Source organism: Kitasatospora sp. NBC_01302 (genome assembly GCF_035976515.1).
In the GTDB taxonomy this organism is placed as follows: Bacteria; Actinomycetota; Actinomycetes; order Streptomycetales; family Streptomycetaceae; genus Kitasatospora.
The window spans coordinates 2,182,436-2,205,297 of record NZ_CP108404.1; the positions used below are offsets into that span (position 1 = coordinate 2,182,436).

The following is a 22,862-nucleotide window of genomic DNA, read 5'->3' on the forward strand; positions in this document are numbered from 1 at the left end:
GCGCCGTCCGTCAGCGCGCCCGCAGGGCCGGCAGCACCGTCTCGGCCACCCGGTAGGCCTCCTCCAGCAACGGGTTGCCGGAGAGGATGAAGGTGTCCACCCCCAGGTCCTCGAACTCCCGCAGGCGCTCGACGACCTGGGCGGTGCTGCCGACCACCGCGGTGCCCGGCCCCGGACGGAACAGGCCCATCCCCGGCCAGAGGTTCGGCGAGGTCTCCAACTCCCGTGCCCTGGCCGGGACCTGGCCGCCGTGCTGGCGGAACTGGCGCTGCCAGCCGACCCCGTCCTCGGCCTCCCGGCCGCCGAGCTGGCGGGCGTAGGTGGCCTGGCTGGTGACGTCGAGCAGCCGGTCGGCCGCCGCCCAGGCCTGCTCCTCGGTGTCCCGTACGATCAGGTGCAGCCGCAGGCCGATCCGCAGCGTGCGCCCGTGCGCGGCGGCCCGCTCGCGCACCCGGGCCAGCTTCTCCTTGAGCAGGTGCGGCGGTTCGCCCCAGGTGAGGTAGACGTCGACGTGCTCCGCCGCCATCTCGATGCCGGCCGGCGAGGAGCCGCCGAACCAGAGCGGGATGTGCCCCTCGCGCTTGGGCGCCAGCTCCCGCAGGCTCGCGCCGGCGTTCTTCAGGCGGTAGAACTCGCCTTCGTGGTCGAAGACTTCGCCGGAGGTCAGACGCTTGACCAGGCTCCAGTACTCGGCGCTCAGCCGGTAGCGGTCGTCGTGCCCGACGTCCAGTCCGTACTCGCGCAGCTGACCGGTCGAGCCGTTGACCACGTTGAACCGCAGGCGCGGGCCGTGCAGGTGCTCGAAGCTCAGCGCCATCTTGGCCAGCAGGGTGGGCGAGACCAGCCCCGGGTGCACCGCCAGCAGCGGCTGGAAGCCGGGTCCGGTGGCGGCGGCCACGGCGCTGCCCAGGGTCCACACGTCATACAGGTCGGTGGCCAGCAACGCGCCGCTGTAGCCGAGCCGTTCGGTATCGGCGGCCAGGCGCTGCAGGTAGCCGAGGTCGACCGGACGGCGCCCGGCCGGCTCCCACGGGTAGTGGCCCTCGCGCGGGATCAGGTACCAGAGGAATTCACTGGCCATTGCTGCGGCTCCCTTCCAGCGCGGCGGCCACGGTCTCGGCCAGCTGCGGCAGTTGGGCATCCGCCAGCCGGATCGGCCGGTCGATGAAGCCGACCTGGTGGAAGATGTCGGCGGCCTCCTGCTGCTCGGCGACGAACGCGGCGCTCACCGGCTCCAGCAGCCAGGGCAGCCGGGAGAGCGCCTCCCGGTGATCGGCGAGCTCACCGCCCTGGTCGGCGGCGGCGAGTGCGGCGGCCGCGTCCAGGTGCGCGGCCACCCAGCGGTCGGCGCGCTGCAGGGCGGCGGTGACGGCGCCCACCACCTCGGGCCGCTCGGCGGCGAAGGACCGGCGGGTGAAGAAGACCGAGCGGTCGGTGATCACCTCGCTGGTGCGGATCAGCACCCGGACCTGGTCCTCGCGCAGCGCCCGGACCAGTTCGGCGCCCTGCGCGACCCAGCCGGCGATCCCGCCGTCGCGCAGCCGCTCGGCCTCGGTGCCCGTCGGCCGCTGCGCAGTGAGGTCGTCCCGGTAGGACAGGCCCGCCCGGTGCAGCGCCTTGGCCAGCAGGTGGGTCTGCCAGGAGCCGACGCCGAGCACCACGGTGGTGCCCTTGAGGTCGGCGACGGTCCGGATCGGCCCGTCCGCCCGCACCAGCAGCGCGCCGTGGTCCGGGCGCGGCGCCGAGACGGCGGTGTAGACCAGGTCGTGCCCGGCTGCCTGGGCGGTGATCGGCGGGGTCGAGCCGGTGCCGCCCAGGTCGATGGTGCCGTCCGCGAGCAGCGCTCCGGTGCGGGTGCCGTCGCTGTAGTGGTGGAACCGGCCCTGCTCCCCGACCTTGGCCAACTCCTCCTCCAGGTATTCGAGTCGGGAGAGGTAGTAGAGCGAGGGGTTGCTGCGGTGGACGCCCAGGGTGATGGTCATCGGTTTGCTCCGGTGGGGAGTTCGGGATGTGCGGGGTTACGAGGGTTCGGAGACGGGCGCGGAGGCCAAGTGCCTTCTAAGCACGTGGCCCGGGCGAGGACTGCTCGACCCCGAGGTCGGCGAGCAGCCGGCGGCGCAGGGACGCGAACGCGGGGTCGGCCGGGTCGCGCGGGCGGGCCACCTCGACCCGCTCGTCGCGGATCAGCCGGCCCTCGCGCAGCACGGCCACCCGGTCGGCCAGCCGCACCGCCTCGTCCACGTCGTGGGTGACGAGCAGCACCGCGGGCCGGTGCTTGCGGCACAGCTCGCCGACCAGGTCCTGCATGCGCAACCTGGTCAGCGCGTCCAGCGCGGCGAACGGCTCGTCCAGCAGCAGGAGTTCGGGCTCGCGCAGCAGCGCCCGGGCCAGCGCGACCCGCTGCGCCTCGCCGCCGGACAGGGTGCTCGGCCAGGCTTCGGCGTGCTGCTCCAGGCCGACCTCCGCGAGTGCCCGGCGGGCCCTCAGTTCGGTGTCCCGACCGCGCGGCAGGCCCAGTGCGACATTGGCCAGCACCCGCTTGGACGGGACCAGCCGGGGCTCCTGGAAGACCACGGTCCGGGCCTCCGGCACCAGGACCCGGCCCGCGTCGGGGGCGTCGAGTGCGCCGAGGATGCGCAGCAGCGTGGTCTTGCCGGTGCCGCTGGCCCCGAGCAGCGCGGTGAACTCGCCGCGGGGCAGGTCGAGATCGAGATCGTCGAGCACCGCCCGGCCGGCGAAGACCCGCCGCAGACCGCGCAGTCGGACGGCGAGCCGAGCCTCGGCGGTCATCGGCCGGCTCCCGTCGCGCGCCAGGGCATCAGCACCCGCTCCAGCAGCCGCACCAGCAGGTCGGCGAGCAGGCCGAGCAGGCCGTAGATCAGGATGCAGACGGCCAGGATGTCGGTCCGTGCGTAGTTCTGCGCCTGGGTCATCAAGTAGCCGATGCCCGCAGTGGAATTGATCTCCTCGGCGGCGATCAGCGCGATCACGCTCAGCGTCATCGACAGCCGCAGGCCCGCCAGCAGCGCGGGCAGTGCGGCGGGCAGCACCACCTCGCGGACGAGCGCGAGCCGGCCCAGGCCGAAGGCGCGCGCCGCCTCGATCAGCTTGCGGTCGACACCGCGCACGCCCTGCGCGGTGTTGACGTACATCGGGAAGGTGGTGGCGACCGCGATGATCACCACCTTGGCGGTCTCGTTGATGCCGAACCAGACCATGAAGAGCGGGACCAGCGCGAGGAACGGCACGGTGCGCAGCACCTGCATCGGCGAGTCGAGCAACTCCTCGCCCAGCCGGGAGAGTCCGGTGGTGACGCCGAGCAGCAGCCCCGCCGTCAGACCGAAGAGCAGGCCGAGGCCGGAGCGGGTGAGCGAGACCGTGAGGGCGTCGCCGAGCTGGCCGTTGCCCCACAACTCCCCGACCGCGCGGACCACATCGGCCGGCGAGGCGAGCACGTCGGGGGTCAGCAGACCGCCGGCCGAGGCGGCGCTCCAGGCGCCGAGCAGCGCGAGCGGGCCGATCGCGCGCAGGGTGAGCGAGAGGGCCCGGGGTCGCGGACGGGCCTGAGCGACGCGCGGTGTGACCAGCGCGGCCACCTCGGCGGCCCGCTCCTCGAGCGCGGGACCGGCCGTCATCGGGCACCGGCCGAGGCGGCACCGGCGGTCGGCAGCTTGGTGATGTCCAGCAGGTCGGGCCGGATCGCCACCTTGCTCCTGGTGATCTTCTGGTCGGCGTAGAAGGCGGCGACGCGGTCGAAGCGCGCGGCCACCGTGTCGTTGATCGGCCCGAGCACGCCGTTCTGCCGCCCGAAGTCCACGCTGATCTCCTTCGTCCGCCCGTTGACCGCCAGCGGTCCGGCGTCGGTGAAGACGTTGAGGTAGGCCGCCGGATCGGCCTTGGCCTTCACGTCGCCGTCGTGCAGGTACTGGTAGAGCGCCCGGGTCACCTCGGGGTGCTGATCGGCGAAGGCCGTGCGCACCGCCCAGACGCTGTAGTTGTCCGAGCCGAGCGCCTGGCCGTTGGCCAGGAAGTGCGCGCCCGAGCCGGCCAGCGCGGCGACCGCGTAGCTGCTCCAGGTCGCCCAGGCGTCCACCTGGCCGGAGTTGAAGACCGGGGCGGACTGGTCGGGGCGCAGGTAGACGCGCTGCACCTGATCGGCCGGCACACCGTTCCTGGCCAGCGCCTGGAGCAGCAGGTACTCACCGGTGCCGCCCTGGTTGACGGCGACCTTCTTGCCCACCAGGTCCTTGACCGAGCCGATCGGCGAGCCGTCCTTGACCAGGATCCCCTCCCCCACCGGATCGGGGTCGGTGGCGGCGAAGAGCTTGAAGCCCGGCTTGGCGGCGAGCGCGGTCACCGCGGAGGTGATCGAGCCGAGCGCGAAGTCGAGCTGCCCGGCGTTCAACTCCTGGGCGGCGGGGGCGAACGGGCCCGCGCTGCCGGTCCAGGCCACCTTGGCGTGCACGGCGGAGAGCGCGCGCTCCAGCGTGCCGTCCTTCTTGCCGAGGGCCAGCACACCGGAGTTGCCGGGGTCGGGGATGCGCACGGTCACCTCGGCGGCGCCGGCGGCGCCGTGGCCGGTGGCCGGGGAGGAGGAGCAGGCGACGGCGAGCGAGAGGGTGAGCAGCGCGGCAGCCGCGGCGAGCAGGGGGCGGGAGAGGTTCACTTCGGGCTCCGGGTCGGGAATCGGCGCAGGAAGGGCACGGGGTTGCGCCGTCAGCTGCGCGCAGCGAGCAACGCCTGTGCGGCGCGCAGTGGTTCGGGGTCGGCCCAGGCGGCCACGTCCACCGGCTCGGGCAGGAAGCCGTGCTGGCGCAGCAGCCGCTCCTGCTGGGCGAGCAGGTCGAGGCGGTCGGAGGCGAGCGAGAGGTGCAGGGTGCGGTGGCTGTCGGCGGCGTAGGCGCCCGCGACACCGGCCGCACCGGCGCCGGTCTCCGCGCCGAGGATCCGGGCCACCTCGCCGGGCCGCTCGGCCGCCCAGTCCGCGGCCCGCAGCAGCACCGCGAGGAACCTGGCGACCAGGTCGGGCCGGGCGTCCAGCAGGTCCTGGCGGACGGTCACCGGACGCGGTGTCCCGTTGTTGACCCGGGTGCGGCGGTCCGGCTCGGCGTCCAGCTCGACGGCCGCCTCGGCGCCGAACCGCTGCGCCGCCTCCACCGCCAGCGCACCCTTGACGTAGACGGCGTCCACCCGGCCCTCGCGCAGCGCGGTCAGCTCGGCGGTCCACTGGCCGGCGCCCGGCTGGGCGGTCACCTCGGTCAACCGGGCGTCGGCCAGGGTGAGTCCGACGGATCCGAGCGCCCCGGTGAAGCCGGCCAGCGCCATCGCCTGCCAGAAGTCGATGCCGATCGGGTGCCGCGGGACCGCCAGCCGCAGTCCGCGCAGCGCGCCCGCGCCGCGCAGGCCGCTACCGGCCCGCACCAGCACCACCTGGCGCTCCTCGATCCAGGTCAGACCGATCAGCCTGGTGTGCTCGCCGCGCGAACGGGCCCACAGCGCGGGCACGTTGCCGCCCTCGCGGAAGAGGCCGGGCAGCGCGTGGGTGTAGTGGTGGTCCGCGGCCAGCTCGGCGGGGACGTCCTGCAGCGAGCGGACGGCGATCCCCTCGGCGGCGAACTCGGCCGCCAGCCAGCCCTGGTCGGCGGCGATGCCGGTGGCGGTGGGGACCGGGCAGCGGGTGAACCAGAGTGCGTCGGGTGCCTGGGCTGGAGCGGGCGTGGGCATGGTGGCGGAACCTTTGCTGCTGGTTTCGGCTGACGTCCGCCGCTGGCGCGACGGTCACGGCGGCACCCCGGGACAGGCCGCCGACAGCGGCCGGGGGCAACGGGGGTGAGAGGGGCGGCGGCTCGGGGAGAGCGGCGCCGCGATGTGCCGAGCGTTCCACGGCCCGATCGGCCAGGGCAAGCCTTGCCACATGATGGGATGCGATGTTCATCAATGCCATGGTGATGAAACATTGCCGCCACAGTGCGGCAGCCCAAGCTCCCATACTCTGGGAACCACCGCCCTCCCCACCAGCAGAGGACCTGAGCACCTATGGCCGAGGCCGCCGCCACCACGCCCCCGCCGCCGGCCGCCCGCACCCCGCCCAGCGGCGCGCAGGCGGTCGTCCGCGCACTCGGGCTGTTGCACTGCTTCCACGACAACGGACCGGAGTTGAGCGCCTCCGACCTGGCCCGGCGCACCGGGCTCTCGGTCTCCACCGCGCACCGGCTGGCCCGCACCCTGGTCAGCATGGAGTTCCTGGAGCAGAACCAGCTGACCGCCCGCTACCGGCTCGGCCCCGCGGTCGCCGAACTGGGCCAGCTCAGCTTCCACCAGCGGGGCCTGCACCTGGCCGCCCCCGAGCTGGCGGTGCTGGCCCGGCGCACCGGCGCCACCGCCGACCTGGCGATCCGCAGCGGCCAGCACGCGCTGATCCTGGTGGGCGACTCGGTGCGCCCGGACTCCGGGCTGGGCCTGCGCCGACCACTGCACTCCACCGCACTGGGCAAGGTGCTGCTCGCCTGGCCCGACCCGGCGGAGCCGGCGCCCGGCCTGGCCGCCGGCCACCCGCTGCGCGCCTTCACCGCCCGCACCATCGTCGATCCCGCCCAGCTGGCAGCCGAGTTGGACCGGGTCCGGCAGGCCGGCCACGCCCTGAACGACCGCGAGTCGGCCGACGGCGTCCGCACCGTGGCGGTACCGGTGCTGGACGCGGCGGGGCAGGCCAGGTTCGCGCTCGCCGTCCGCTCCACGCCCGAGCGGCTCACCGCCGAGCGGCTGCCCGAGGTGCTGCGCGAGGCGCACGGCTGCGCGGCCGCGCTGCGCGTCCTGCTCCTGCCGCCGGAGCAGCGGCCACGACCCGCGTAGGCCCGAGGCGGAGTGGACGCGAGGCGCAGTGGACGCGAGGCGGAGCAGGCGTGAGGCCCGGCTCCCCCGCGGAGCCGGGCCTCACCGAGCCTGGACCTGCCGTCAGCTGCGGCCGATCGGCGCGTACTTGTAGCCGACCCGCCGCACGGTGACGATGCTGTCCCGGTGCGCGGCGCCCAGCTTGCGGCGCAGTCGCGCGACATGGACGTCCACCGTCCGGCCGTCGCCGACGTGACCGTACCCCCAGACCGCGGAGACCAGGTGGTCGCGGGTGTGTACCCGCTGCGGGTGCTGGGTGAGGTGGGCGAGCAACTCGAACTCCAGGTAGGTGAGATCGAGCAGTTCACCGTCGACGTAGGCGCTGCGCCGGTCCAGGTCGACACGGATGCCGCGGGCGGGCTGCCGCGCCGGTCGCTGCGCCGCGAGATCGGGTGCGGACTCGGACCGGAAGTGTGCCACCGGCTCCTCCGGGGCCGGGTGGTCGAGTGCGCCCTGCGGCACGAACTCCGGCAGCGGGGCGTAGTCGGGCACCGGCGGGTACTCCGGTGCCGGGGCGAGCGGGACGGTGGCCGGCGCCAGCGGCGCCAGGCCCAGCGGGGCGACCGCGCCCGGCGCCGACTCGGCCGGCACCAGCACCAGGTAGCCGACCAGCGGCTGCCCGGCACCCTGGGCGCCCAACTGGGCCCCGTACTGCGCGAGCAGTGCCTGCGGCAGGGCGGAGTGCGGCAGCGCGGCGACGACGGTGGCGCCCTCGGGAAGCGCGCCGAACAGCTCGGGCGCGACGCGGTCCGGCGCGGCGGCCGGAGCCGGGGCGGCGACGGGCGGTGGGCCTGCGGCGGCCGGATGCCAGCGGTCCGCACCGGTGGGCATCGCGGAGACGGAACGGACAGCCCGCAGGTGCGGGGTGGCGGCGGGCGGGGTCAGGATGGCCGAGGAGGAGGACATAAGGCAGCTCTTTCGCACAGGACGCTTCGGGTGGACGTCGTCTGCGCGTCGGACCGGACTCTGCTGTCCGTGCCTGATCCGAGGTGGTGACCTGGAGTCAGTGGCGGGCGAGCCGGGACGCGCGAGGCGAGCCCGGACAGGTCTGGTCGAAGAGGTGCGGCTGCCGGGACGGCCAGAACGGCTCAAGGTCCTGATGACCTCGGCTGCTGTCCACGGTGGTGTGCATGACCCCATTGAAGCAGATCCCCCGGGCGGCGCGTCGCACCGCTCGGCGCGCAAGGTGTCCCCGCTCCGCCGTCATGGTGCCGCCCTCCCCCGGGTGGATCGGCCGGACGCGCTGATCGCGTCGCGGCGTGTTCGGTCCGAGGGTTCCATGCCGACCGGGCCGAGGGCAAGCGTCGGTCCACCGGCCGGACCGGATCGACCGCTCTCAGACCGACCGGCGGCGCGCGGCGTGCTGCACGAGCCGGATCAGCACCTCGCGGCCGTCCTCGCGGCGGCGGGCGTCGCAGAGCAGCACGGGCACGTCCGGATCCAGGTCGAGCGCGGCCCGCACGTCCTCGACGTCGAACACCTCGGTGCCCTCGAAGCAGTTCACCGCGATCAGGAACGGCAGGCCGCGCCGCTCGAAGAAGTCCACCGAGGGGAAGCAGTCGGCCAGCCGCCGGGTGTCGGCCAGCACCACGGCGCCCAGCGCACCCAGCGCCAACTCGTCCCAGACGAACCAGAACCGGTCCTGCCCCGGGGTCCCGAAGAGGTAGAGCGCGAGGCCGGGCCGCAGGTCGATCCGCCCGAAGTCCATCGCCACCGTGGTGGTGTGCTTGGCGGCCACCGCGCTGGTGTCGTCGACCGGGCGGCCCAGCTCGCTGAGCCGCTCCTCGGTGCGCAGCGGCCGGATCTCGCTCACCGCGCCGACCAGCGTGGTCTTGCCCACCCCCAGACCGCCGGCCACCAGGATCTTCAGCGCGGTCGTCGGTGATCCGTCGGGAGCCCGGAACGGTACGGAGACTGACGGACCGTCAGAGCGCACGGAGGCCATTGATCACTTCTCGCAGCAGGCGCTCGTCGGGCAGTTCGGCGAGCGGGACGGGTCTGGTGACGTGGATCAGTTCGGCGTCGTCGAGGTCGCCCAGCAGCACCCGGACGACGCTCACCGGCAGGTCCGTGTAGGAGCCGAGTTCGGCCACCGAGAGCGGGCCGTCGGCGCACAGGTCGAGGATCGCCCGGTGCTCCGGGTCCAGCACCGGCTCGGGCTGGAACGGGTCCCGGGCCCGGGGGTCGGCGAGCGAGATCATCGAGATCAGGTCGAAGAACCCGTCGCCGACCGGCCTGGCCCGGCCCTTGGTCAGTGCGAAGAGGCGCACCATCGGGCCCGCCTCGTCGTCGAACCACTGCTGCTGGGCCTCGTCGAGCTCCTCGGGCTGCACGGGCCCCTCGGGCTGCGCGGGCACCGCGGGTTCGCCCGCGTCCCGCCGCGGTGGCCGGCCGGTCATCCGGCCGGGTGCCGGGGCTCGGCCGCCAGGTGCTCCCCGACCCGCTTGACCAACAGCGCCATCTCGTAGGCGATCTGGCCGATGTCGGAGTCCGCGTCGCTCAGCACCGCCAGGCAACTGCCGTCACCCGCAGCCGTGATGAAGAGGAAGGCCTCGTCCAGCTCGACCATGGTCTGCCGCACCCCGCCGACCTCGAAGTGGCGGCCCGCGCCCTTGGCCAGGCTGTGGAAACCGGCCGCGACCGCGGCCAGGTGCTCGGCGTCCTCCCGGCCGAGCCCCTGCGAAGCCCCGGTGGCCAGACCGTCGCTGGAGAGGATGACCGCGTGGCGCAGTGCCGCGACGCGTCCCACCAGGTCGTCCAGAAGCCAGTTGAGGTCGCCGGCGGGCTGGGTCATTGCGGTCATCGATCGGGTCCTTCCGATGGTGCGGGTACTGCGGGGCGTGGAGCGGCCGGCAGGGCCGCCGGTACGGGCGGGGCCGCCAGTGCGCGGCGGGCCTCCGGGGAGAGCGAACGGACCTCGACGGGCGAGGGCGCGGCGGGCAACGGTACAACGGAAAGCGGGGCCGCGGACGGCGATCCGGGCGCCGGTCCGGGCGGTGTGGCGGACACCGGCGCACCGGAGGGCGCACTCGACGGCGCGCCGCCTCGCGACCGCGTGGGCAGGCCCGACGGCACCGACGGCACCGTGCCGGGCGCGGCGTCCGCCCGCCCCCGGCTGAAGCCTCGCTGGAACGAACTGAAGGCGGCGCGGGCCTCCTCGGGCGACCGCTCCGGCATCGGCGGCTCGGCCGCACGGTGCGCCCCGCGCTCCGCCCGGCGGGCCGCCGCCTCCTTCAACTGCGGTGCGAGGCTGGCCTGCCGGACCCGGCGCGGCAGCAGCCCACCGGCCGGCCGCTCGGCCCCGGCCGCGGGTCCCGTGGCTGACGCCCCGTCAACCACCGTGCTCGGCGCCTGTCGCCGGTGCCGCCCGCCGCTCCTGCCCGGATCACCGCCGCCCCCGCCGTCGGGCGCCGGGACCAGCACCGGCCCACCGGCCGCCCGCCGCCGCGGCAACCCGCCGGGGGTGCGGGCCGGTTCGGCACCGGCCGGCTGCGGCCCGGTGGCCGGCCGGTGGTTCGCCCCGCGGGTGCGCGCCTCGGCGCCCCGCCCCCCGGTGTCCCCGTGCCCCCTGCCCGCCTCGCCCAGGCGCGGCGACTCCGCCCGCGCCCCGCCGGCCACCGCCACCAGATCCCGCTGCCGCGGTGCCCCCTCGACCGCCCCGCCGGAACCGCCGACAGCCCCGGCACCCCCGGCACCGACACCAGCACCCCCGGCAACGCCTCCCGGCACCTCCGCCAACAGCTCCCTGGGTATCAGCACCACCGCCGTGGTCCCCCCGTACGGCGAGGCCCGCAGGCTCACCCGGATCCCGTGCCGCCGCGCCAGCCGGCTGACCACGAAGAGCCCGAGCCGGTCGGTGTCGGTCAGGTCGAAGGCCTGCTCGACCTCCAGGCGCTGGTTGATCTCGGCCAGCGCCGCCTCGCTCAGCCCGAGCCCGCGGTCGTCGATCTCCAGCGCGAAACCGTGCGCCACCACCTCGCCCTGCACCGTCACCTGGGTCTGCGGCGGCGAGAACACCGCGGCGTTCTCGACCAGTTCGGCGATCAGGTGGGTCACGTCGGCGACCGCGCTGCCGAGCAGCCCGGTGCCGGGGAACGGGCGCACGATCACCCGGGCGTAGTCCTCCACCTCGCCGACCGCCGCGCGCACCACATCGACCATCCGCACCGGCTTGCGCCAGGCCCGTCCGGGCGAGCCGCCGGAGAGGATGATCAGGCCCTCCGCGTGCCGCCGCATCCGGGTGGTCAGGTGGTCGAGCCGGAAGAGGTCCTCCAGCTCGGCCGGGTCCTCGGTGCGCCGCTCCATGGTGTCCAGCAGGGTCAGCTGCCGGTGCAGCAGGACCTGGCTGCGCCGGGCCAGGTTGACGAAGACCGCCGAGACCCCGCGCCGCAGTTCGGCCTGTTCGACCGCGGCCCGCACGGCGGTGCGCTGGACCAGGTTGAACGCCCGGCCGACCTGGCCGATCTCGGCCGACCCGAAGTCGAGTTCGGGCGCCTCGGTGGCGACGTCCACCGGCTGTCCCTCGCGCAGCCGTTGCATCACCGAGGGCAGTCGGGCGGCGGCCAGGTCGTTGGCGGCGTTGCGCAGGCCGACCAGTTCGCGCACCATGCCGCGGCCGATCCGCAGCGAGACCAGCACCGTGACGACGATCGCCAACAGGCCGACCGCACCGGCGATCCCGCCGCGCCAGAGCAGCCCCATCGCGTACGAGTCGGCCCGGTCCGCCTGGACGCCGGCCAGCTTGCCGTTCTCCTGCGCGAGGTCACCGAGCACCCGGCCCGAGGTCTGCCGCCAGCTGTCCTCGCTGATGTTGCGCTGCGCGTCGCCGGGCGAGGCCGCGCTCTGGAACTCGCGCTCGTACATGTCCAGCGCGCTCCAGTCCGAGGCGCCGCGCAACGCGGTGTAGTCGCTCTGGTCGGGCTGGTCCAACTCCTCGATGAAGACGGTGTAGAGGGCCTGCTGGTTGTGCATCGGGTCGAGCACGGCCTGGTACGCGGTGGAGTCCGGGGCGGCGGGGCCGAGCAGCCCCTGCATCGCCGAGTCCTCCTGCGCCAGGTACTCCCTGGCGCGGTTCAGCTGGATCAGGACCTCGCCCTGACGGGGCAGTTGGCCGGCCTGCTGGCTGACGAAGGAGGTGAAGAAGGAGAACGAGGGCTTGACCAGCTCGCTGTACTGCCCGATCGCGTACTCCCAGTTGATCGTCTGCTGCCCGACCTGGCCGCGGAGCTGGGTGAGTTGACCGGCCACCTTCAATACGTTCTGCAGCTGGGCCCGCTCGGCGCCGTTCAGTTTGCCCGCGGACGATCCGGACTCTTTCTGCTGCAGCAGTTGCAGGTCCTGATCGGTGGTCTTCTGCGCGGCGAGGTACTCGTTCTGCACGTCCTCGGCCTGCGGTCCGGCCAGCCGGACCACGGCCGCCGTGCGCTCCGCCTGCAGGTCGCGGGTGACCTGGTCGACCGGGGCCGCGAAGGCGCGGATGGCCGAGGCCACGTTCAGCTGGTTCCAGAAGTCGCTGGTGGTGACCAGGGTGGCGTAGGCCCACAGGCCGACCAGCGCCACGATGGGCACGAGGAGCAGCGCGATGATCTTCGCGCGGATCGAGCTGCTTCGCAGACGCATGAGGGCCCTCGGTCGGGTGTGCCCGGGTGGGAGTCTGCGCGAGCTTACTACTCGATCCTGACGTGTTCGACGCCTCTTCAGGATCGATCCTGATCTGTTGTTGGCCCTTGTCTGATCCGCTGCTGAGCACCCCGGAAGCACTGGCACGAAATACCCCTGACGGTGACTTTCCAGTGGGGGAATCGCGCAACCCTGGGCAGCGCGGCGGCGATCCGCTACCGTCGCCAGTGAGCCCCCGGGAAGGTCACCAACGGTCTCCGGACGGGCCACGGAGCGTGGTCGTGGCGGGGCCGGAGAGGGCCAGGACGATGCTGCGCGAGCTGAGCACCCCACCACTGGCGCCACCCGCGCCCGGTGGGCTGGCCGACTCGGTCTACCAGAACGCCGAACTCGTCCCCGCGCTGGTCCAGTTCTCCCGCCGCTCGGGCGCGACCGCCCGCTGGACCCCGGTCACCACCGCCACCTTCCGGGACGAAGTACTGGGCCTGGCCAAGGGCCTGCTCGCCCGCGGCATCCGGTTCGGCGACCGGGTCGCGGTGATGTCCCGGACCCGCTACGAGTGGACCCTGTTCGACTACGCGCTCTGGTCGATCGGCGCGATCCCGGTCCCGGTCTACCCGACGGCCGCCGCCGAGCAGGTGCGCTGGATCCTGGCCGAGACCGACGCGGTGGCCTGCGTGGTGGAGGACGAGGACCACGCGATGACGATCGGCGCGGTCTGCGACGCCCTGCCCAGGCTGTCCGGGATCTGGCAGCTGGACCAGGGCTGCGTGCGCACCCTCACCGCCGACGGCACCGGCGTGCCGGAGTCCCTGGTGCACCGTCAACGGGCCGCCGTCACCGCCGACTCCATCGCCACCGTGATCTACACCTCCGGCACCACCGGCCACCCCAAGGGCTGCCTGCTCACCCACGGCAACTTCAGCGCCGAGGCGGACAACGTGCTGGCGGGCTGGGACCCGGTCTTCAGCGACGGGTCGGATGAGCAGGCCGCCACCCTGCTCATCCTGCCGCTGGCCCACGTCTACGGACGGATGGTGCAGGTGGCGGCCGTGCGCGGCAGGATGCGCCTGGGCCATCTGGCCGAGCTCGGCGCCCGGCCGCTGCTGGAGGCGCTCGCCTCGTTCCGGCCCACCTTCCTGCAGGCCGTCCCCTACGTCTTCGAGAAGCTGTACGCCTCGGCGCGGCTGGCGGCCGAGACGGCCGGGCGCGGCGAGAACTTCGCCCAGGCCGCCGAGACGGCGATCCGCTGGGCGGAGGCGACCGAGCGGCGCGGCCTCGGGCACGGCCCGGGGCCCGGTGCCTCGCTGCGGATGCGGCACCTGGCCTACGACCGGCTGGTCTACCAGAAGCTGCGGGCGGCGCTGGGCGGGCGGGTGCGCAACATGATCTGCGGCGGCTCCACGCTCGGCCGCGACCTGGGCCTCTTCTTCGCCGGCGCCGGCATGACCATCTACGAGGGCTACGGGCTGACCGAGACCACCGCGGCGATCATCGCCAACCCGGTCGGGCGCCCCAAGTTCGGCACCGTGGGCCGGCCGATCCCCGGCGCCGCGGTGGCGATCGCGGCGGACGGCGAGATCTGGGTGCGCGGTCCCGGGGTGTTCGGCGGCTACCTCAACCACCCGCGCTGCACCGCCGAGGCGCTGCACGAGGGCTGGCTGGCCACCGGCGACCTGGGCTCGCTGGACGAGGACGGGTACCTGAGCATCACCGGGCGCAAGAAGGAGCTGATCGTCACCAGCAGCGGCAAGAACCTGGCGCCCGCCGCCCTGGAGGAGCGGGTGCGGGCGCATCCGCTGGTCGCGCAGTGCCTGGTGGTGGGCGACAACCGCCCGTACGTGACGGCGCTGATCACGCTGGACGCCAGGGCCTTCGAGCACTGGCAGCTGTCGCGCCGCCGGGCCCCGGTGGACGGCTGGACGGCGCTGGCGGACGAGGAGCTGCACGCGGAGATCCAGCGCGCGGTGGCGGCCGCCAACACCGCGTTCTCCCGGGCCGAGTCGATCCGGGCCTTCCGCCTGCTGCCGGGCGAGTTCACCGTCGAGCAGGGGCTGCTGACCCCGTCGCTCAAACTGCGCCGCCAGGCCATCGCCCAGCGCTTCGCGGCGGACATCGAGGCGCTCTACCACGGGTGACCGCACGCTGAAGCAAGCCTTAAGCGGCCTTAATCCGGGATCCGGCTCTTGACCTGACAGTTGGTCTAGTCCACTTTATTGGGCACGGGTCTCTGCCGATCCGGTCGGCGACACCCGCGACACCCGCCTGCGCGCTCCCCCACGGCGTGCCGAGGCGGTCCCCCACTGCCCATGTCCTGGAGAGGTTCCGATGGAACGCGCCCAGCTCCCCCCGGCCGCCGCCACCGCGGCGGCCCCGGCACCCCGGCACCGCCGGCGCCGCACCACCGCCCTGACCGGGCTGGCCACGCTCGGCCTGCTGGCCGGCACCTTCACCACCCTGGCCGGCGGCGGTTCGGCCCTCGCCTCCAGCACCGCACCGGCCGACAGCGGCGGCGCCCTGAGCAGCAACTGGTACGCCTCCGCGCCGTACCTGATGCCCGAGGACAACAGCGCGCCGGACGCCGGCACGGTGATGGACGCCACCGGCCAGAAGGCCTTCCAGCTCGCCTTCATCCTCGACTCCGGCGGCTGCACCCCCGCCTGGGGCGGCACCTCCTCGATCGACACCGACACCACCATCCCGGCCGTGATCCAGGAGATCCGGGCCAGGGGCGGCGACGTCTCGGTCTCCTTCGGCGGTTACGGCGGCAACAAGCTCGGCCAGGACTGCGGCACGCCGGAGGCCACCGCCGCCGCCGAGCAGAAGGTGATCACCAAGTACGGGCTGCACGCGATCGACTTCGACCTCGAGGAGCCGGAGTACGAGAACAGCGCGGCGATCCACAACGAGATCGGCGCGGCGAAGATCCTGCAGGCGAACAACCCCGGGCTCTACATCTCGATCACCACCGCCGGGACCACCGCCGGCACCGGCTGGTTCGGCACCCAGATGCTGAACGAGGCCAAGTCGCAGGGCGTGTAGTCAGCCTTGCATCTCCAGGGTGCGGGCGCGCGCTGCTGACTGGAGAGTGGAACCATGGCACGTAAGGCCGACAGCGGGGTCCGCTACCTGGATCTTCTTCTGCGGAAGTCCGAGGTGGTGCGGGGTACCGCCAAGAAGGACATCCTGTCCCTGAAGGCGCAGGAGACTCAGGGCCGGGCCTGGGGCCAGGCGGACGGTTACACGATCCGCCGCATCTTCCGTGAGAACCTGTCTGCCTACAAGGCGGGTGTGGAGCGTCCGGACTTCGACGAGGCCGTACACGCCCTGCTTGAAGGCGAGTCCGATTGCCTGTGGGTCTACGACTCCTCGCGGTACAGCCGCAAGGGAGCGGGAGACGTCCTCAAGGTCCTAGACAACCCCGGCAAACGTCTGTACTTCCACCTCAACCGGCTGGACACCGAGGTCGCCGCCGACCGGATGCGGATCGTCGCGGAGGCCGAGCAGGCCCGCGAGTACAGCCGAATCCTGTCCGAGAAGGTCCGTGACACGAAGGCCCAGCAGCGGGACGAGGGCAAGTGGCTCGCGTTCGCGCCGGTCGGGCTGAAAGCCACGAAGAAGCGCAAGCTCAAGCACGACAAGCTCTGGCCGATGATCGAGCGTATCCACAACGAGGCCGCTGAGGGCGGATCGAACAGGAAGATCGCGCAGGGGCTGTCGATCGACGGGTACCGTGGGCCGCGAGGCGGCCCGGTCCTGCCGTCCCTGGTCGGCAATATCCTGCGAGACCCGGTGTACCTCGGATGGCAGATCATCTTGGTGAAGGGCCGCCCTCAGATCTACCTGAATTCCAAGGGCAAGCCGGTCCGGGTCTTTGCCAAGGGGGTGGAGGGTATTCCCCAGGCGACGTGGGACAAGCACCGGCGGATCGCGGCTCAGATCGAGCGACGCAATCACCTGCCGACGGGGGAACGGTCGAAGCCCGCCGAGCATTCGCCGGGGTCGGGGCTCATGTGGTGCGAAGGAGGGGGCCGCGACCCGAAGACCGGCCATCTGGCCACGGTCCACGGCCACTCTTTCCGATGCAGCAGGGCCAACGCCGGAATGGTGGACTGCCCCGAGCCTGCGAGCGCGATGCGGAAAGTCGTGGTCCAGGCCCTGGCGGAGGCATGGCGCAAGAAGCTTTCGACAGCGGGCCCGCTGGACCCGACCCTGCTGGCCGTCGCGGAGGGCTGGGTCGAGTTGTCCCAGCCGGAGGAGAGCGAGAAGGAGTCCCAGGCCCGGGGGCAGTTGAAGCTGGCTGAGGAGGCGGTGGCGCGCATCGACCGGCTGGAGGCGGCGGGAGCGTACCCAGGTCGGGACGGAGAGGCAACGTACATCCGGATGCGCCGGGCAGCCGTCGCGGATGTGGAAAGCGCACGACGGGAGTGGGAGGCGCTGGCGCAGCCGATGGCCGATATTTCGGTGCTCACCGACCCGGTCCGCTGCGCGAAGCTCTGGGAAGAGTCGGATGACGTCTACCGAGGGAAGCTGCTGCGACTGGCGATCGAGCGGGTGTACGTGAAGAAGGCTCCTTACCGGGGCGCGCACTTCAAGGCGGAACGGCTGGACATCGTGTGGAAGAAGCCGCGTGGGTGGAAACCTCCGAAGGCGAATGAGCAGCCTGGGGTGGACGAGTCCTGAAACGCAGAAAAGGCCCCCGGTCAGCACTGTGCGAACAGTGCCGGCCGGGGGCCTTGGCGTGGGTCAGGTGGGGGTCACCACCCGAAGCTCTCTATGTCGGTGGCGAGGTCGAGCGCGACGTGCTCCGGTAGGGGGACGACCGTTCGGGTGATCTGTCCTGGGGCGGTGTGCTCGGTCTCGATGACGATGACCCGCTCTCCGGCGGGGGTGTGGGCCTCGTAGGCGCGGGCGGAGCGGTGGACGACGGCGTGGATCACGGGCGAAGTCACTTCGTGGTGCCCTGGAGCAGGAAGTTGGCCATGGCGATCTTGCTGGCGACACCGGAGTCCGGCCCGAGGAGTTCGGCGGCGCGCAGGAAGGCGCGCTCTCGTTCTGCGGCGGTGTTGCTCTGCGGGAGCATCGTGTCAGCGAAGGACGGGGCCGGGGCCCCGGCGGTGGCAGTGCTCTGGCGGACCAGTGTGTCCGCGAGGGCGGGCGTCTGCGGATAGGCGGCGGGTGAGGTCGAGCCGCCGGGCACCATGAAGGGCGCCCCGGCCTGGCGGGCTTCCTCGGCCTGGCGGGTGGCTTCCATCTCACCGAGGCGGCGTGCGGCTTCGGCTTCCTGGGCCTGGACGCGGCGGATCTCCTCGGTGATGGCGCGTGAGCGTGCCGCGAGGTTGACCAGGGACTGGCCCAGGGGTTCGGCGACTTCGGGGTTCAGGTAGATGGAGGCGGGGTTGGCGTCCGGGTCGCCGGAGCGGACGAGAAGGCCGATGTCGCCTTCGGCGTCGATGTGCAGGCGGGCGAAGTCGCGCGGGCCGTCGTACTTGCAGGGGAACTGCTGCTCGTCCACGTACACGGTCTGCTGCTCAGGTGCGGTCGTCATCGGGGTTCTCTCCGGTCGCGGTAAGGAAGTTGGCGATGCGCAGGACGGCGCTCACGCGGGCGTCGAAGGGCTGGTCCTGGTAGCCGCGTGTGTTGGTGGACATGGCGGTGACGGTTTTCTGGGCCAGTGCCAGGGCCTCGGTGCGGGTCACCGGCTCTCCCAATGCGAGTCGATGCCGACGAGCGGGGGTGCGGGCCGCCGGTCGTACAGACCCGCCGCCGGTCTCCCCGCGGCCTGACGTCCCGTTGGTTCGGGAGCCTGCTCGTCCGTCTCGTCTCGGACCAGCTCGGCAGCCTGGCGGATGAGGTAGGCGGCCAGCTCGTGGCACTGGTAGGCGTTGAGCTTGGCTGGGCGACCGGTCTGCGCTCCGACGGTCAAGGCCAGCACGGGGCCCATGCGGTCGGTTCGGACGCCGACGACGGAGCCGTGCCGCACGGACAGGGTGGCCTTGTGCTCGGTGGTCTCGATCATGGTTCTCTCTCCTCGTCAGGTGAACAGGGCCACGAAGGCGTGGACTTCGCGGGCGGAGTGCCCGGCGTCGTAGCGGACGGTGTGGCCGTCGCAGGTGATCTCCAGGCCGTAGCCGTCGCTGTCGCCGTGGTCGGCGAAGACGCGCAGCCTCGCGCCGCTGGTCAGCTCGTAGGTTCCGACTGGGGACTTCATCGCGTGTTCCTTCCGGTGGGGTTTGGAAGGCTTGAGCCGGGGCGGTTAACAGCGGTGTTCACGCGGCGGTCCGGAGCTTCTTCAGGGCGCGGGACCAGGTGGCCTTGACGGTGCCGGGGGTCTTGCCGAGCGCTTCGGCTATCGCGGTGGCGTCGAGCTTCCCGGCGTCGGTGAGCATGGGCGGGCCGTCGAAGCCGAACGCGAGGCGGGCGATGGCGGCCTCGGTCGGGGACATGCCGTTGAGCAGTTCGTCAGCCTTGACCTGAGCGGCGACGGTGAAACGGGCGGTGGCCTCCGCGTCAGCGTCGCGGTCGATGATGGCTCCGCTGGCGTGCTTGCCCCGCTTGGTGCCGGTGACCTTGACACCCTTGCAGCGGACGGCGTCGCGGGAGATGGCCAGCGGGTTCGCCGCAAGGGAGGGCTGGAGGTCGGTGCACCAGCCGGCCGTGGTTGCTCCGGCCACCACCTCCCGCCCGTTCGTGACGACGGTGTGAAGGCGTGGCGTGCGGGGCGTCGTGCCCAGCGCGGTGTACTCGACCAGGGTGTCCGGGTCCTGGGCGGGTGAAGCTTCGAGCACGGTCTTGGGCACGCTCTCGATGGGGAGCGGTCGCGCGAAGGCGGCAGCGACGAGGTCGGCTTGCTCGGGTGAGAAGCGGCGCTTGGCGTCCGGGTGGTTGATCAGCTCGTCCTTGGCGGCCTGGAAGTCGCCTGCGGAGCGGGACAGGGCGCCCATGTAGGCGGCTGCGGCTGAGCGCGGTGCGCCGGGGGCGATTTCGCGGGTGGCGGCCGAGCGGCCGTCGAGCTTGGCGCGCTGGAAGGCGTAGCTGGTGAACTCGGCGGTGTTGGGGGCGTCCACGTCCCAGTCGTTGAGGGCGCGCCAGAAGCTCAGGCGCATCTCCTGGGCGATGTCCTGGGCGGCCTGGTGGCTGTCGCCCTCCATCTGCTGGGCCCGCTTGCGGGAGACGGACCGGGCGATGCCCTCAAGTCCGTTCAGGATCTCCTCGGTGGCGACGCGGCCCCGGTCGAGCTTGCCGACGCCGGTCAGGGCGGTCAGCGGCTTGGGGGTCTGGGCCTGGGCGATCAGGGCGGGCGTGATGCAGGAAGAAGGCATGATGGTTCCTTGGCATGTACACAACAGAGAGATGGGCGCGCGGTATCGCGGATCGGCGGGCGCGCCAGGGCATGACGAAGCCCCGGCCGGCGCGGGTGGCCGTGTCGGGGCATGGAAAAGGCCCCTGCCCTTCGGGTCAGCCGAAGGGCAGGGGCCTGGAGCGGCCTGTCGTCAGGTCAGGCCGGTCAGACTTCCCGAACACTCCGGCGGAGTGCCGGAGGAATGGTGAGGGCAAGGCAGCGCGTAAACAGCGCCATGCAGCGAGAAAGGCGAAGGTGCAGTAGGCGGGCAACGCGAGCCCCGAGGCGATCGGTCGCCACGTACCGGTGTACGTGCGAAGGCGCTAATGCCCGCATGTCCGGGCGGACGCACTCAAGCGCGTCGAACTCGCGGGCGCACAGCTCCAGATCGAGCGAGCTGCCGTCGGTCACTCCCATCGCGCGGCGAACAGCCAACGCTGCACGGCGAGTTGTCAGCTTGGCGAACTCCCTGCGGACTCGCGCCTGATAGGCGAGGAGTCTGCGGATGCCGCAGTAGGCCGTCCAGCCGCGACGACGCATCACCACTCCTGTTCGTTAACTGGCTGCGCACTCCTCTGTGCGGCACGTGAGCAGAGCTTAGATTGTGTCCGTTGTGTGCAAAAACGGCAGATCCGTCACTGTTTGTAACGATCAAGCCCGCTACCTGCGGGTTTAATTGCAAAGAGAAGGTAATGTGACTTGGGCCTCACTTGCCGTGGGCGCGCAAGTAGCCAGCGCCCCGGTCGAGTCGGGCGGAGGAGTCGCCGAAGTGCCCGAGCGCGGAGTTCTCGCCCCGGCACAGCAGCCTCCGCACCGCCTGGCCGTGGGGCTTGGCGTGGTCGTGGTCCACCACCAGGCGGTCCCCGGCCACGGCCTTCTGACCGCAGATCGCGCACCGCCAGCGCTGTTGGCGGCCCATCCGCTCGTAGTCGGCCAGGGTGATGCCGTAGACCCGCCGCAGGCGGGCGTCCCGGCGCTTGCGGACGACGGCCGGGTCCTTGCTGGCCCGGTTGTTGGCCGCCTTCACGCAGGCCCGGCAGACGTTCGCCCGGCCGTTCGGCGCTCTCTTGCGCCGGCCGAACTGCCCAAGCGGCTTCTCGTCGTCGCAGACCTCGCAGAACTGCGTGTGCTCGCTCTCCGGCTCACGCCGCATAGGCCCACTCCTTCGGCAGCTTGTAGCCATCGGCCCAACTCGGCCCGTAGACCTCTGCCTTGGTGTCCAGCGGGACGCCCTTCAGGGTCATCTTCATGGCCTCGGCAACTGCCTGGGCCACTTCCGCGGCCTCGTGCTTCGGGGCCGTGCCCACGACCTCGTCGTGAACCCACATGGTGAGGTAGGGGGTCAGGCCCTGGGCGTCCATCGTCAGCAGCGCCTGGCCCATCGTGTCGCGGGCCGTGGACTGGCAGGCGTAGGCGACTGACTTGTACAGCTTGTCGCGGTCCAGGTGGAGCCTGCGGCCCACCGCCGTGGTCATCGTGCAGCGCTCGGCGAGCGCCTGACGCTGCATCTTGCGGGCCCACCGCTTGATCCCGGGGAACGCCCGGCTGTACCGCCGTAGCGTGTCCCGCATGACCTCCACGTCCTGTCCGGTCTGCTTGGCCAGCGTCGCGGCCCCGCCCTGGTAGGCGGTGCCGAGTCCGGCGATCTTCGCCAGTCCTCGCTGCGGCTTCGTGAAGTCGGGGCCGAACATCAGCTCCGCCGCGAAGCCGTGCAGGTCCTTGCCCGCCGCGATGGCCTCGACCATCCGCGACTCACCCGACAGGGCGGCCAGCACCCGAAGCTCCACCGCCTGCTGGTCCACCGAGAAGTAGACGCTGCCCCGCTCTGCGACCACGGCTCGCCGTACCTCCCAGCCGTGGGAGGGAAGTTGGGCCATCGCCGGGTCGGAGTGGGAGGCGCGGCCGGTCTGAGCCCCCAGCGGGTTGATCTTCGGGTGGATGCGGCCGTGCTCGTCGCGGTTGTTCAGCATCGCCTCGGCGTAGCTCGAACTCCACTTCCCCGCGCGCTTGGCCCGCAGCACGGCGTCCGCGAGCGCGTTGGGCTCGCGCATCCCGAGCCGCACCCAGTCCGGGTCGAGATCGGCCAACGGCAGCAGCACGTCCTTCGCCACCGACAGCGCGCCGCTGTCGGTGCGCTCGGTCAGCCGCTCGCCCATGCCCAGCAGCGCGCCGGCCACCTGATCCGACGAGTTCACCGAGGACACCCCGAACCGCGCGGCCACGGCGGAGAAGCGTTCCTTCTCATGTCCGAGCCGACGGACAAGGCCCTCGGTGTATTCGGGGTCGATGAGCATGCCCCGGCGCTGCATCTTCGCGCAGACCAGGGCCACGCTGTGCTCGTAGGGCAGCAGCGCCGAGCGCAGCCCCTCGGCCTTGTACCGGGCCAGCAGCTTGGGCAGCAGCCGGGCCACGAGCAGGGCGTCGAGACCGGCGTACAGCTCGTAGACGTGGTGCGAGAGGTCGATCCCGGCCCAGCCGGTCTGCTTCGTCAGCCCGAGCCCGTTGAACACCTTCGTCAGATCGCCCTGTGTGTCGGGTGCGGCGGGATCGACGTACCAGGCCGACAGCGGTTTGAGGGACAGTCCGACGCCGCCTTCGTAGTCGTGGCGGCTGTCGAGCAGGTGGGCGGCGATGCGGGAGTCCCGGGCCCGGGGGTAGAGGTCTTCGAGCCGAATGCCCAACTCGGTGTCCACCTTCAGCGCGTCGAACGCCAGGTTGTGCGCCACCAGGTTCGGCAGCGTCGCCAGCGCCTCGCGCGCCGCCTCGCGGAAGGGGCCGCCGAGTTCGACGGGGATGACCCACGCGGTGTGCTCGTCGCCGAACTGCGCGAGCCGTATTCGGTCGGTCCAGGCCAGGCCCGTGGTCTCGGTGTCGAAGCCGAGCAGTGTCCCGGCGTTGGCGTGGCCGGTCCACCAGGTGCGGAACTCCCGCAGGTCGTCACCGTTCTCGGCGACCTTGATCTCGACCGGCTCTCCGGCCAGTCGGTACGGGTGTACCCGCATGTGCTCTC

At 72.4% G+C, this 22,862-nt stretch carries 22 protein-coding genes and 1 pseudogene; 4 read left to right on the top strand and 19 right to left on the bottom strand.

Annotation, left to right across the window (positions count from 1 at the left end):
- Positions 1-10: 10 nt before the first annotated feature.
- The 6 genes from OG294_RS08890 to OG294_RS08915 form a co-directional block, all read right to left on the bottom strand.
- Positions 11-1,081 (bottom strand): LLM class flavin-dependent oxidoreductase, encoded by a 1,071-nt coding sequence (locus tag OG294_RS08890; protein ID WP_327065890.1) that lies wholly within the window; start codon positions 1,079-1,081, stop codon positions 11-13.
- The gene (locus OG294_RS08895; RefSeq protein WP_327065891.1) at positions 1,071-1,982 is read right to left on the bottom strand and encodes an ABC transporter substrate-binding protein; all 912 of its coding nucleotides are present in this window, start codon (positions 1,980-1,982) and stop codon (positions 1,071-1,073) included. Before OG294_RS08895 ends, OG294_RS08890 begins: the two co-directional genes overlap by 11 nt.
- A gap of 76 nt (positions 1,983-2,058) precedes the next feature.
- Complete coding sequence (locus OG294_RS08900; protein ID WP_327065892.1) at positions 2,059-2,790, bottom strand: ABC transporter ATP-binding protein; 732 nt, start codon at positions 2,788-2,790, stop codon at positions 2,059-2,061.
- Positions 2,787-3,635: an ABC transporter permease gene (locus OG294_RS08905; protein ID WP_327065893.1), complete on the bottom strand. Its 849-nt coding sequence runs from the start codon at positions 3,633-3,635 to the stop codon at positions 2,787-2,789. The genes OG294_RS08900 and OG294_RS08905 overlap by 4 nt, the downstream gene beginning before the upstream one ends.
- On the bottom strand, positions 3,632-4,666 hold the full coding sequence (locus OG294_RS08910; protein ID WP_327065894.1) for an NrtA/SsuA/CpmA family ABC transporter substrate-binding protein: 1,035 nt from the start codon (positions 4,664-4,666) through the stop codon (positions 3,632-3,634). Before OG294_RS08910 ends, OG294_RS08905 begins: the two co-directional genes overlap by 4 nt.
- Before the next feature lie 50 nt (positions 4,667-4,716).
- Positions 4,717-5,724 (bottom strand): ABC transporter substrate-binding protein, encoded by a 1,008-nt coding sequence (locus OG294_RS08915; protein ID WP_327065895.1) that lies wholly within the window; start codon positions 5,722-5,724, stop codon positions 4,717-4,719.
- Positions 5,725-6,036: 312 nt separating this feature from the next.
- Here OG294_RS08915 and OG294_RS08920 point away from each other — a divergent pair, with 312 nt between their 5' ends.
- Positions 6,037-6,852: an IclR family transcriptional regulator gene (locus OG294_RS08920; RefSeq protein WP_327065896.1), complete on the top strand. Its 816-nt coding sequence runs from the start codon at positions 6,037-6,039 to the stop codon at positions 6,850-6,852.
- 102 nt (positions 6,853-6,954) lie between these two features.
- Here the strand turns inward: OG294_RS08920 and OG294_RS08925 are convergent, their stop codons facing one another.
- The 5 genes from OG294_RS08925 to OG294_RS08945 all read right to left on the bottom strand — a co-directional run bounded on the left by OG294_RS08925 (position 6,955) and on the right by OG294_RS08945 (position 12,510).
- Entirely contained in the window at positions 6,955-7,722 is a 768-nt protein-coding gene (locus tag OG294_RS08925) for a winged helix-turn-helix domain-containing protein (protein WP_442789321.1), read from the bottom strand.
- 505 nt (positions 7,723-8,227) lie between these two features.
- Positions 8,228-8,836: a GTP-binding protein gene (locus tag OG294_RS08930; RefSeq protein ID WP_327065897.1), complete on the bottom strand. Its 609-nt coding sequence runs from the start codon at positions 8,834-8,836 to the stop codon at positions 8,228-8,230.
- Positions 8,817-9,164 (bottom strand): DUF742 domain-containing protein, encoded by a 348-nt coding sequence (locus OG294_RS08935; protein ID WP_327071481.1) that lies wholly within the window; start codon positions 9,162-9,164, stop codon positions 8,817-8,819. Before OG294_RS08935 ends, OG294_RS08930 begins: the two co-directional genes overlap by 20 nt.
- 122 nt (positions 9,165-9,286) lie before the next feature.
- The gene (locus tag OG294_RS08940; RefSeq protein WP_327065898.1) at positions 9,287-9,694 is read right to left on the bottom strand and encodes a roadblock/LC7 domain-containing protein; all 408 of its coding nucleotides are present in this window, start codon (positions 9,692-9,694) and stop codon (positions 9,287-9,289) included.
- On the bottom strand, positions 9,691-12,510 hold the full coding sequence (locus OG294_RS08945) for a sensor histidine kinase (RefSeq protein ID WP_327065899.1): 2,820 nt from the start codon (positions 12,508-12,510) through the stop codon (positions 9,691-9,693). The genes OG294_RS08940 and OG294_RS08945 overlap by 4 nt, the downstream gene beginning before the upstream one ends.
- Before the next feature lie 311 nt (positions 12,511-12,821).
- Between OG294_RS08945 and OG294_RS08950 the strand changes: the two genes are divergently transcribed.
- The 3 genes and pseudogenes from OG294_RS08950 to OG294_RS08960 all read left to right on the top strand — a co-directional run bounded on the left by OG294_RS08950 (position 12,822) and on the right by OG294_RS08960 (position 17,193).
- Entirely contained in the window at positions 12,822-14,648 is a 1,827-nt protein-coding gene (locus tag OG294_RS08950; RefSeq protein ID WP_327071482.1) for an AMP-dependent synthetase/ligase, read from the top strand.
- A gap of 190 nt (positions 14,649-14,838) precedes the next feature.
- Positions 14,839-15,546 (top strand): annotated as a pseudogene (locus OG294_RS08955) (chitinase); the annotation flags it as partial.
- Between the two features lie 60 nt (positions 15,547-15,606).
- Positions 15,607-17,193: a recombinase family protein gene (locus tag OG294_RS08960; RefSeq protein WP_327065900.1), complete on the top strand. Its 1,587-nt coding sequence runs from the start codon at positions 15,607-15,609 to the stop codon at positions 17,191-17,193.
- 74 nt (positions 17,194-17,267) lie between these two features.
- On the opposite strand, the gene OG294_RS08965 is transcribed toward OG294_RS08960, so the two are convergent.
- The 8 genes from OG294_RS08965 to OG294_RS09000 all read right to left on the bottom strand — a co-directional run bounded on the left by OG294_RS08965 (position 17,268) and on the right by OG294_RS09000 (position 22,854).
- Positions 17,268-17,462 carry a hypothetical protein gene (locus tag OG294_RS08965; protein ID WP_327065901.1) on the bottom strand — a complete coding sequence of 65 codons (195 nt, stop codon included), beginning with the start codon at positions 17,460-17,462 and terminating at the stop codon, positions 17,268-17,270.
- The gene (locus tag OG294_RS08970) at positions 17,459-18,058 is read right to left on the bottom strand and encodes a hypothetical protein (protein ID WP_327065902.1); all 600 of its coding nucleotides are present in this window, start codon (positions 18,056-18,058) and stop codon (positions 17,459-17,461) included. Before OG294_RS08970 ends, OG294_RS08965 begins: the two co-directional genes overlap by 4 nt.
- Positions 18,042-18,209 carry a hypothetical protein gene (locus OG294_RS08975; protein WP_327065903.1) on the bottom strand — a complete coding sequence of 56 codons (168 nt, stop codon included), beginning with the start codon at positions 18,207-18,209 and terminating at the stop codon, positions 18,042-18,044. Before OG294_RS08975 ends, OG294_RS08970 begins: the two co-directional genes overlap by 17 nt.
- On the bottom strand, positions 18,206-18,529 hold the full coding sequence (locus tag OG294_RS08980) for a hypothetical protein (RefSeq protein WP_327065904.1): 324 nt from the start codon (positions 18,527-18,529) through the stop codon (positions 18,206-18,208). The genes OG294_RS08975 and OG294_RS08980 overlap by 4 nt, the downstream gene beginning before the upstream one ends.
- 15 nt (positions 18,530-18,544) lie before the next feature.
- Positions 18,545-18,721 (bottom strand): hypothetical protein, encoded by a 177-nt coding sequence (locus OG294_RS08985; protein WP_327065905.1) that lies wholly within the window; start codon positions 18,719-18,721, stop codon positions 18,545-18,547.
- A gap of 58 nt (positions 18,722-18,779) precedes the next feature.
- Positions 18,780-19,832: a hypothetical protein gene (locus OG294_RS08990; RefSeq protein WP_327065907.1), complete on the bottom strand. Its 1,053-nt coding sequence runs from the start codon at positions 19,830-19,832 to the stop codon at positions 18,780-18,782.
- Between the two features lie 726 nt (positions 19,833-20,558).
- Positions 20,559-21,005: an endonuclease domain-containing protein gene (locus OG294_RS08995; protein ID WP_327065908.1), complete on the bottom strand. Its 447-nt coding sequence runs from the start codon at positions 21,003-21,005 to the stop codon at positions 20,559-20,561.
- Complete coding sequence (locus OG294_RS09000) at positions 20,995-22,854, bottom strand: DNA polymerase (protein WP_327065909.1); 1,860 nt, start codon at positions 22,852-22,854, stop codon at positions 20,995-20,997. The genes OG294_RS08995 and OG294_RS09000 overlap by 11 nt, the downstream gene beginning before the upstream one ends.
- Positions 22,855-22,862 lie beyond the last annotated feature (8 nt).

Excerpts from the sequence above, each read along its gene's own strand:
- OG294_RS08890 (WP_327065890.1), bottom strand. The coding sequence starts at position 1,081 with ATGGCCAGTGAATTCCTCTGGTACCTGATCCCGCGCGAGGGCCACTAC.
- OG294_RS08895 (WP_327065891.1), bottom strand. The coding sequence starts at position 1,982 with ATGACCATCACCCTGGGCGTCCACCGCAGCAACCCCTCGCTCTACTAC.
- OG294_RS08900 (WP_327065892.1), bottom strand. The coding sequence starts at position 2,790 with ATGACCGCCGAGGCTCGGCTCGCCGTCCGACTGCGCGGTCTGCGGCGG.
- OG294_RS08905 (WP_327065893.1), bottom strand. The coding sequence starts at position 3,635 with ATGACGGCCGGTCCCGCGCTCGAGGAGCGGGCCGCCGAGGTGGCCGCG.
- OG294_RS08915 (WP_327065895.1), bottom strand. The coding sequence starts at position 5,724 with ATGCCCACGCCCGCTCCAGCCCAGGCACCCGACGCACTCTGGTTCACC.
- OG294_RS08920 (WP_327065896.1), top strand. The coding sequence starts at position 6,037 with ATGGCCGAGGCCGCCGCCACCACGCCCCCGCCGCCGGCCGCCCGCACC.
- OG294_RS08925 (WP_442789321.1), bottom strand. The coding sequence starts at position 7,722 with ATGCCCACCGGTGCGGACCGCTGGCATCCGGCCGCCGCAGGCCCACCG.
- OG294_RS08930 (WP_327065897.1), bottom strand. The coding sequence starts at position 8,836 with ATGGCCTCCGTGCGCTCTGACGGTCCGTCAGTCTCCGTACCGTTCCGG.
- OG294_RS08935 (WP_327071481.1), bottom strand. The coding sequence starts at position 9,164 with ATGGTGCGCCTCTTCGCACTGACCAAGGGCCGGGCCAGGCCGGTCGGC.
- OG294_RS08940 (WP_327065898.1), bottom strand. The coding sequence starts at position 9,694 with ATGACCGCAATGACCCAGCCCGCCGGCGACCTCAACTGGCTTCTGGAC.
- OG294_RS08945 (WP_327065899.1), bottom strand. The coding sequence starts at position 12,510 with ATGCGTCTGCGAAGCAGCTCGATCCGCGCGAAGATCATCGCGCTGCTC.
- OG294_RS08960 (WP_327065900.1), top strand. The coding sequence starts at position 15,607 with ATGGCACGTAAGGCCGACAGCGGGGTCCGCTACCTGGATCTTCTTCTG.
- OG294_RS08970 (WP_327065902.1), bottom strand. The coding sequence starts at position 18,058 with ATGACGACCGCACCTGAGCAGCAGACCGTGTACGTGGACGAGCAGCAG.
- OG294_RS08980 (WP_327065904.1), bottom strand. The coding sequence starts at position 18,529 with ATGATCGAGACCACCGAGCACAAGGCCACCCTGTCCGTGCGGCACGGC.
- OG294_RS08985 (WP_327065905.1), bottom strand. The coding sequence starts at position 18,721 with ATGAAGTCCCCAGTCGGAACCTACGAGCTGACCAGCGGCGCGAGGCTG.
- OG294_RS08990 (WP_327065907.1), bottom strand. The coding sequence starts at position 19,832 with ATGCCTTCTTCCTGCATCACGCCCGCCCTGATCGCCCAGGCCCAGACC.
- OG294_RS08995 (WP_327065908.1), bottom strand. The coding sequence starts at position 21,005 with ATGCGGCGTGAGCCGGAGAGCGAGCACACGCAGTTCTGCGAGGTCTGC.
- OG294_RS09000 (WP_327065909.1), bottom strand. The coding sequence starts at position 22,854 with ATGCGGGTACACCCGTACCGACTGGCCGGAGAGCCGGTCGAGATCAAG.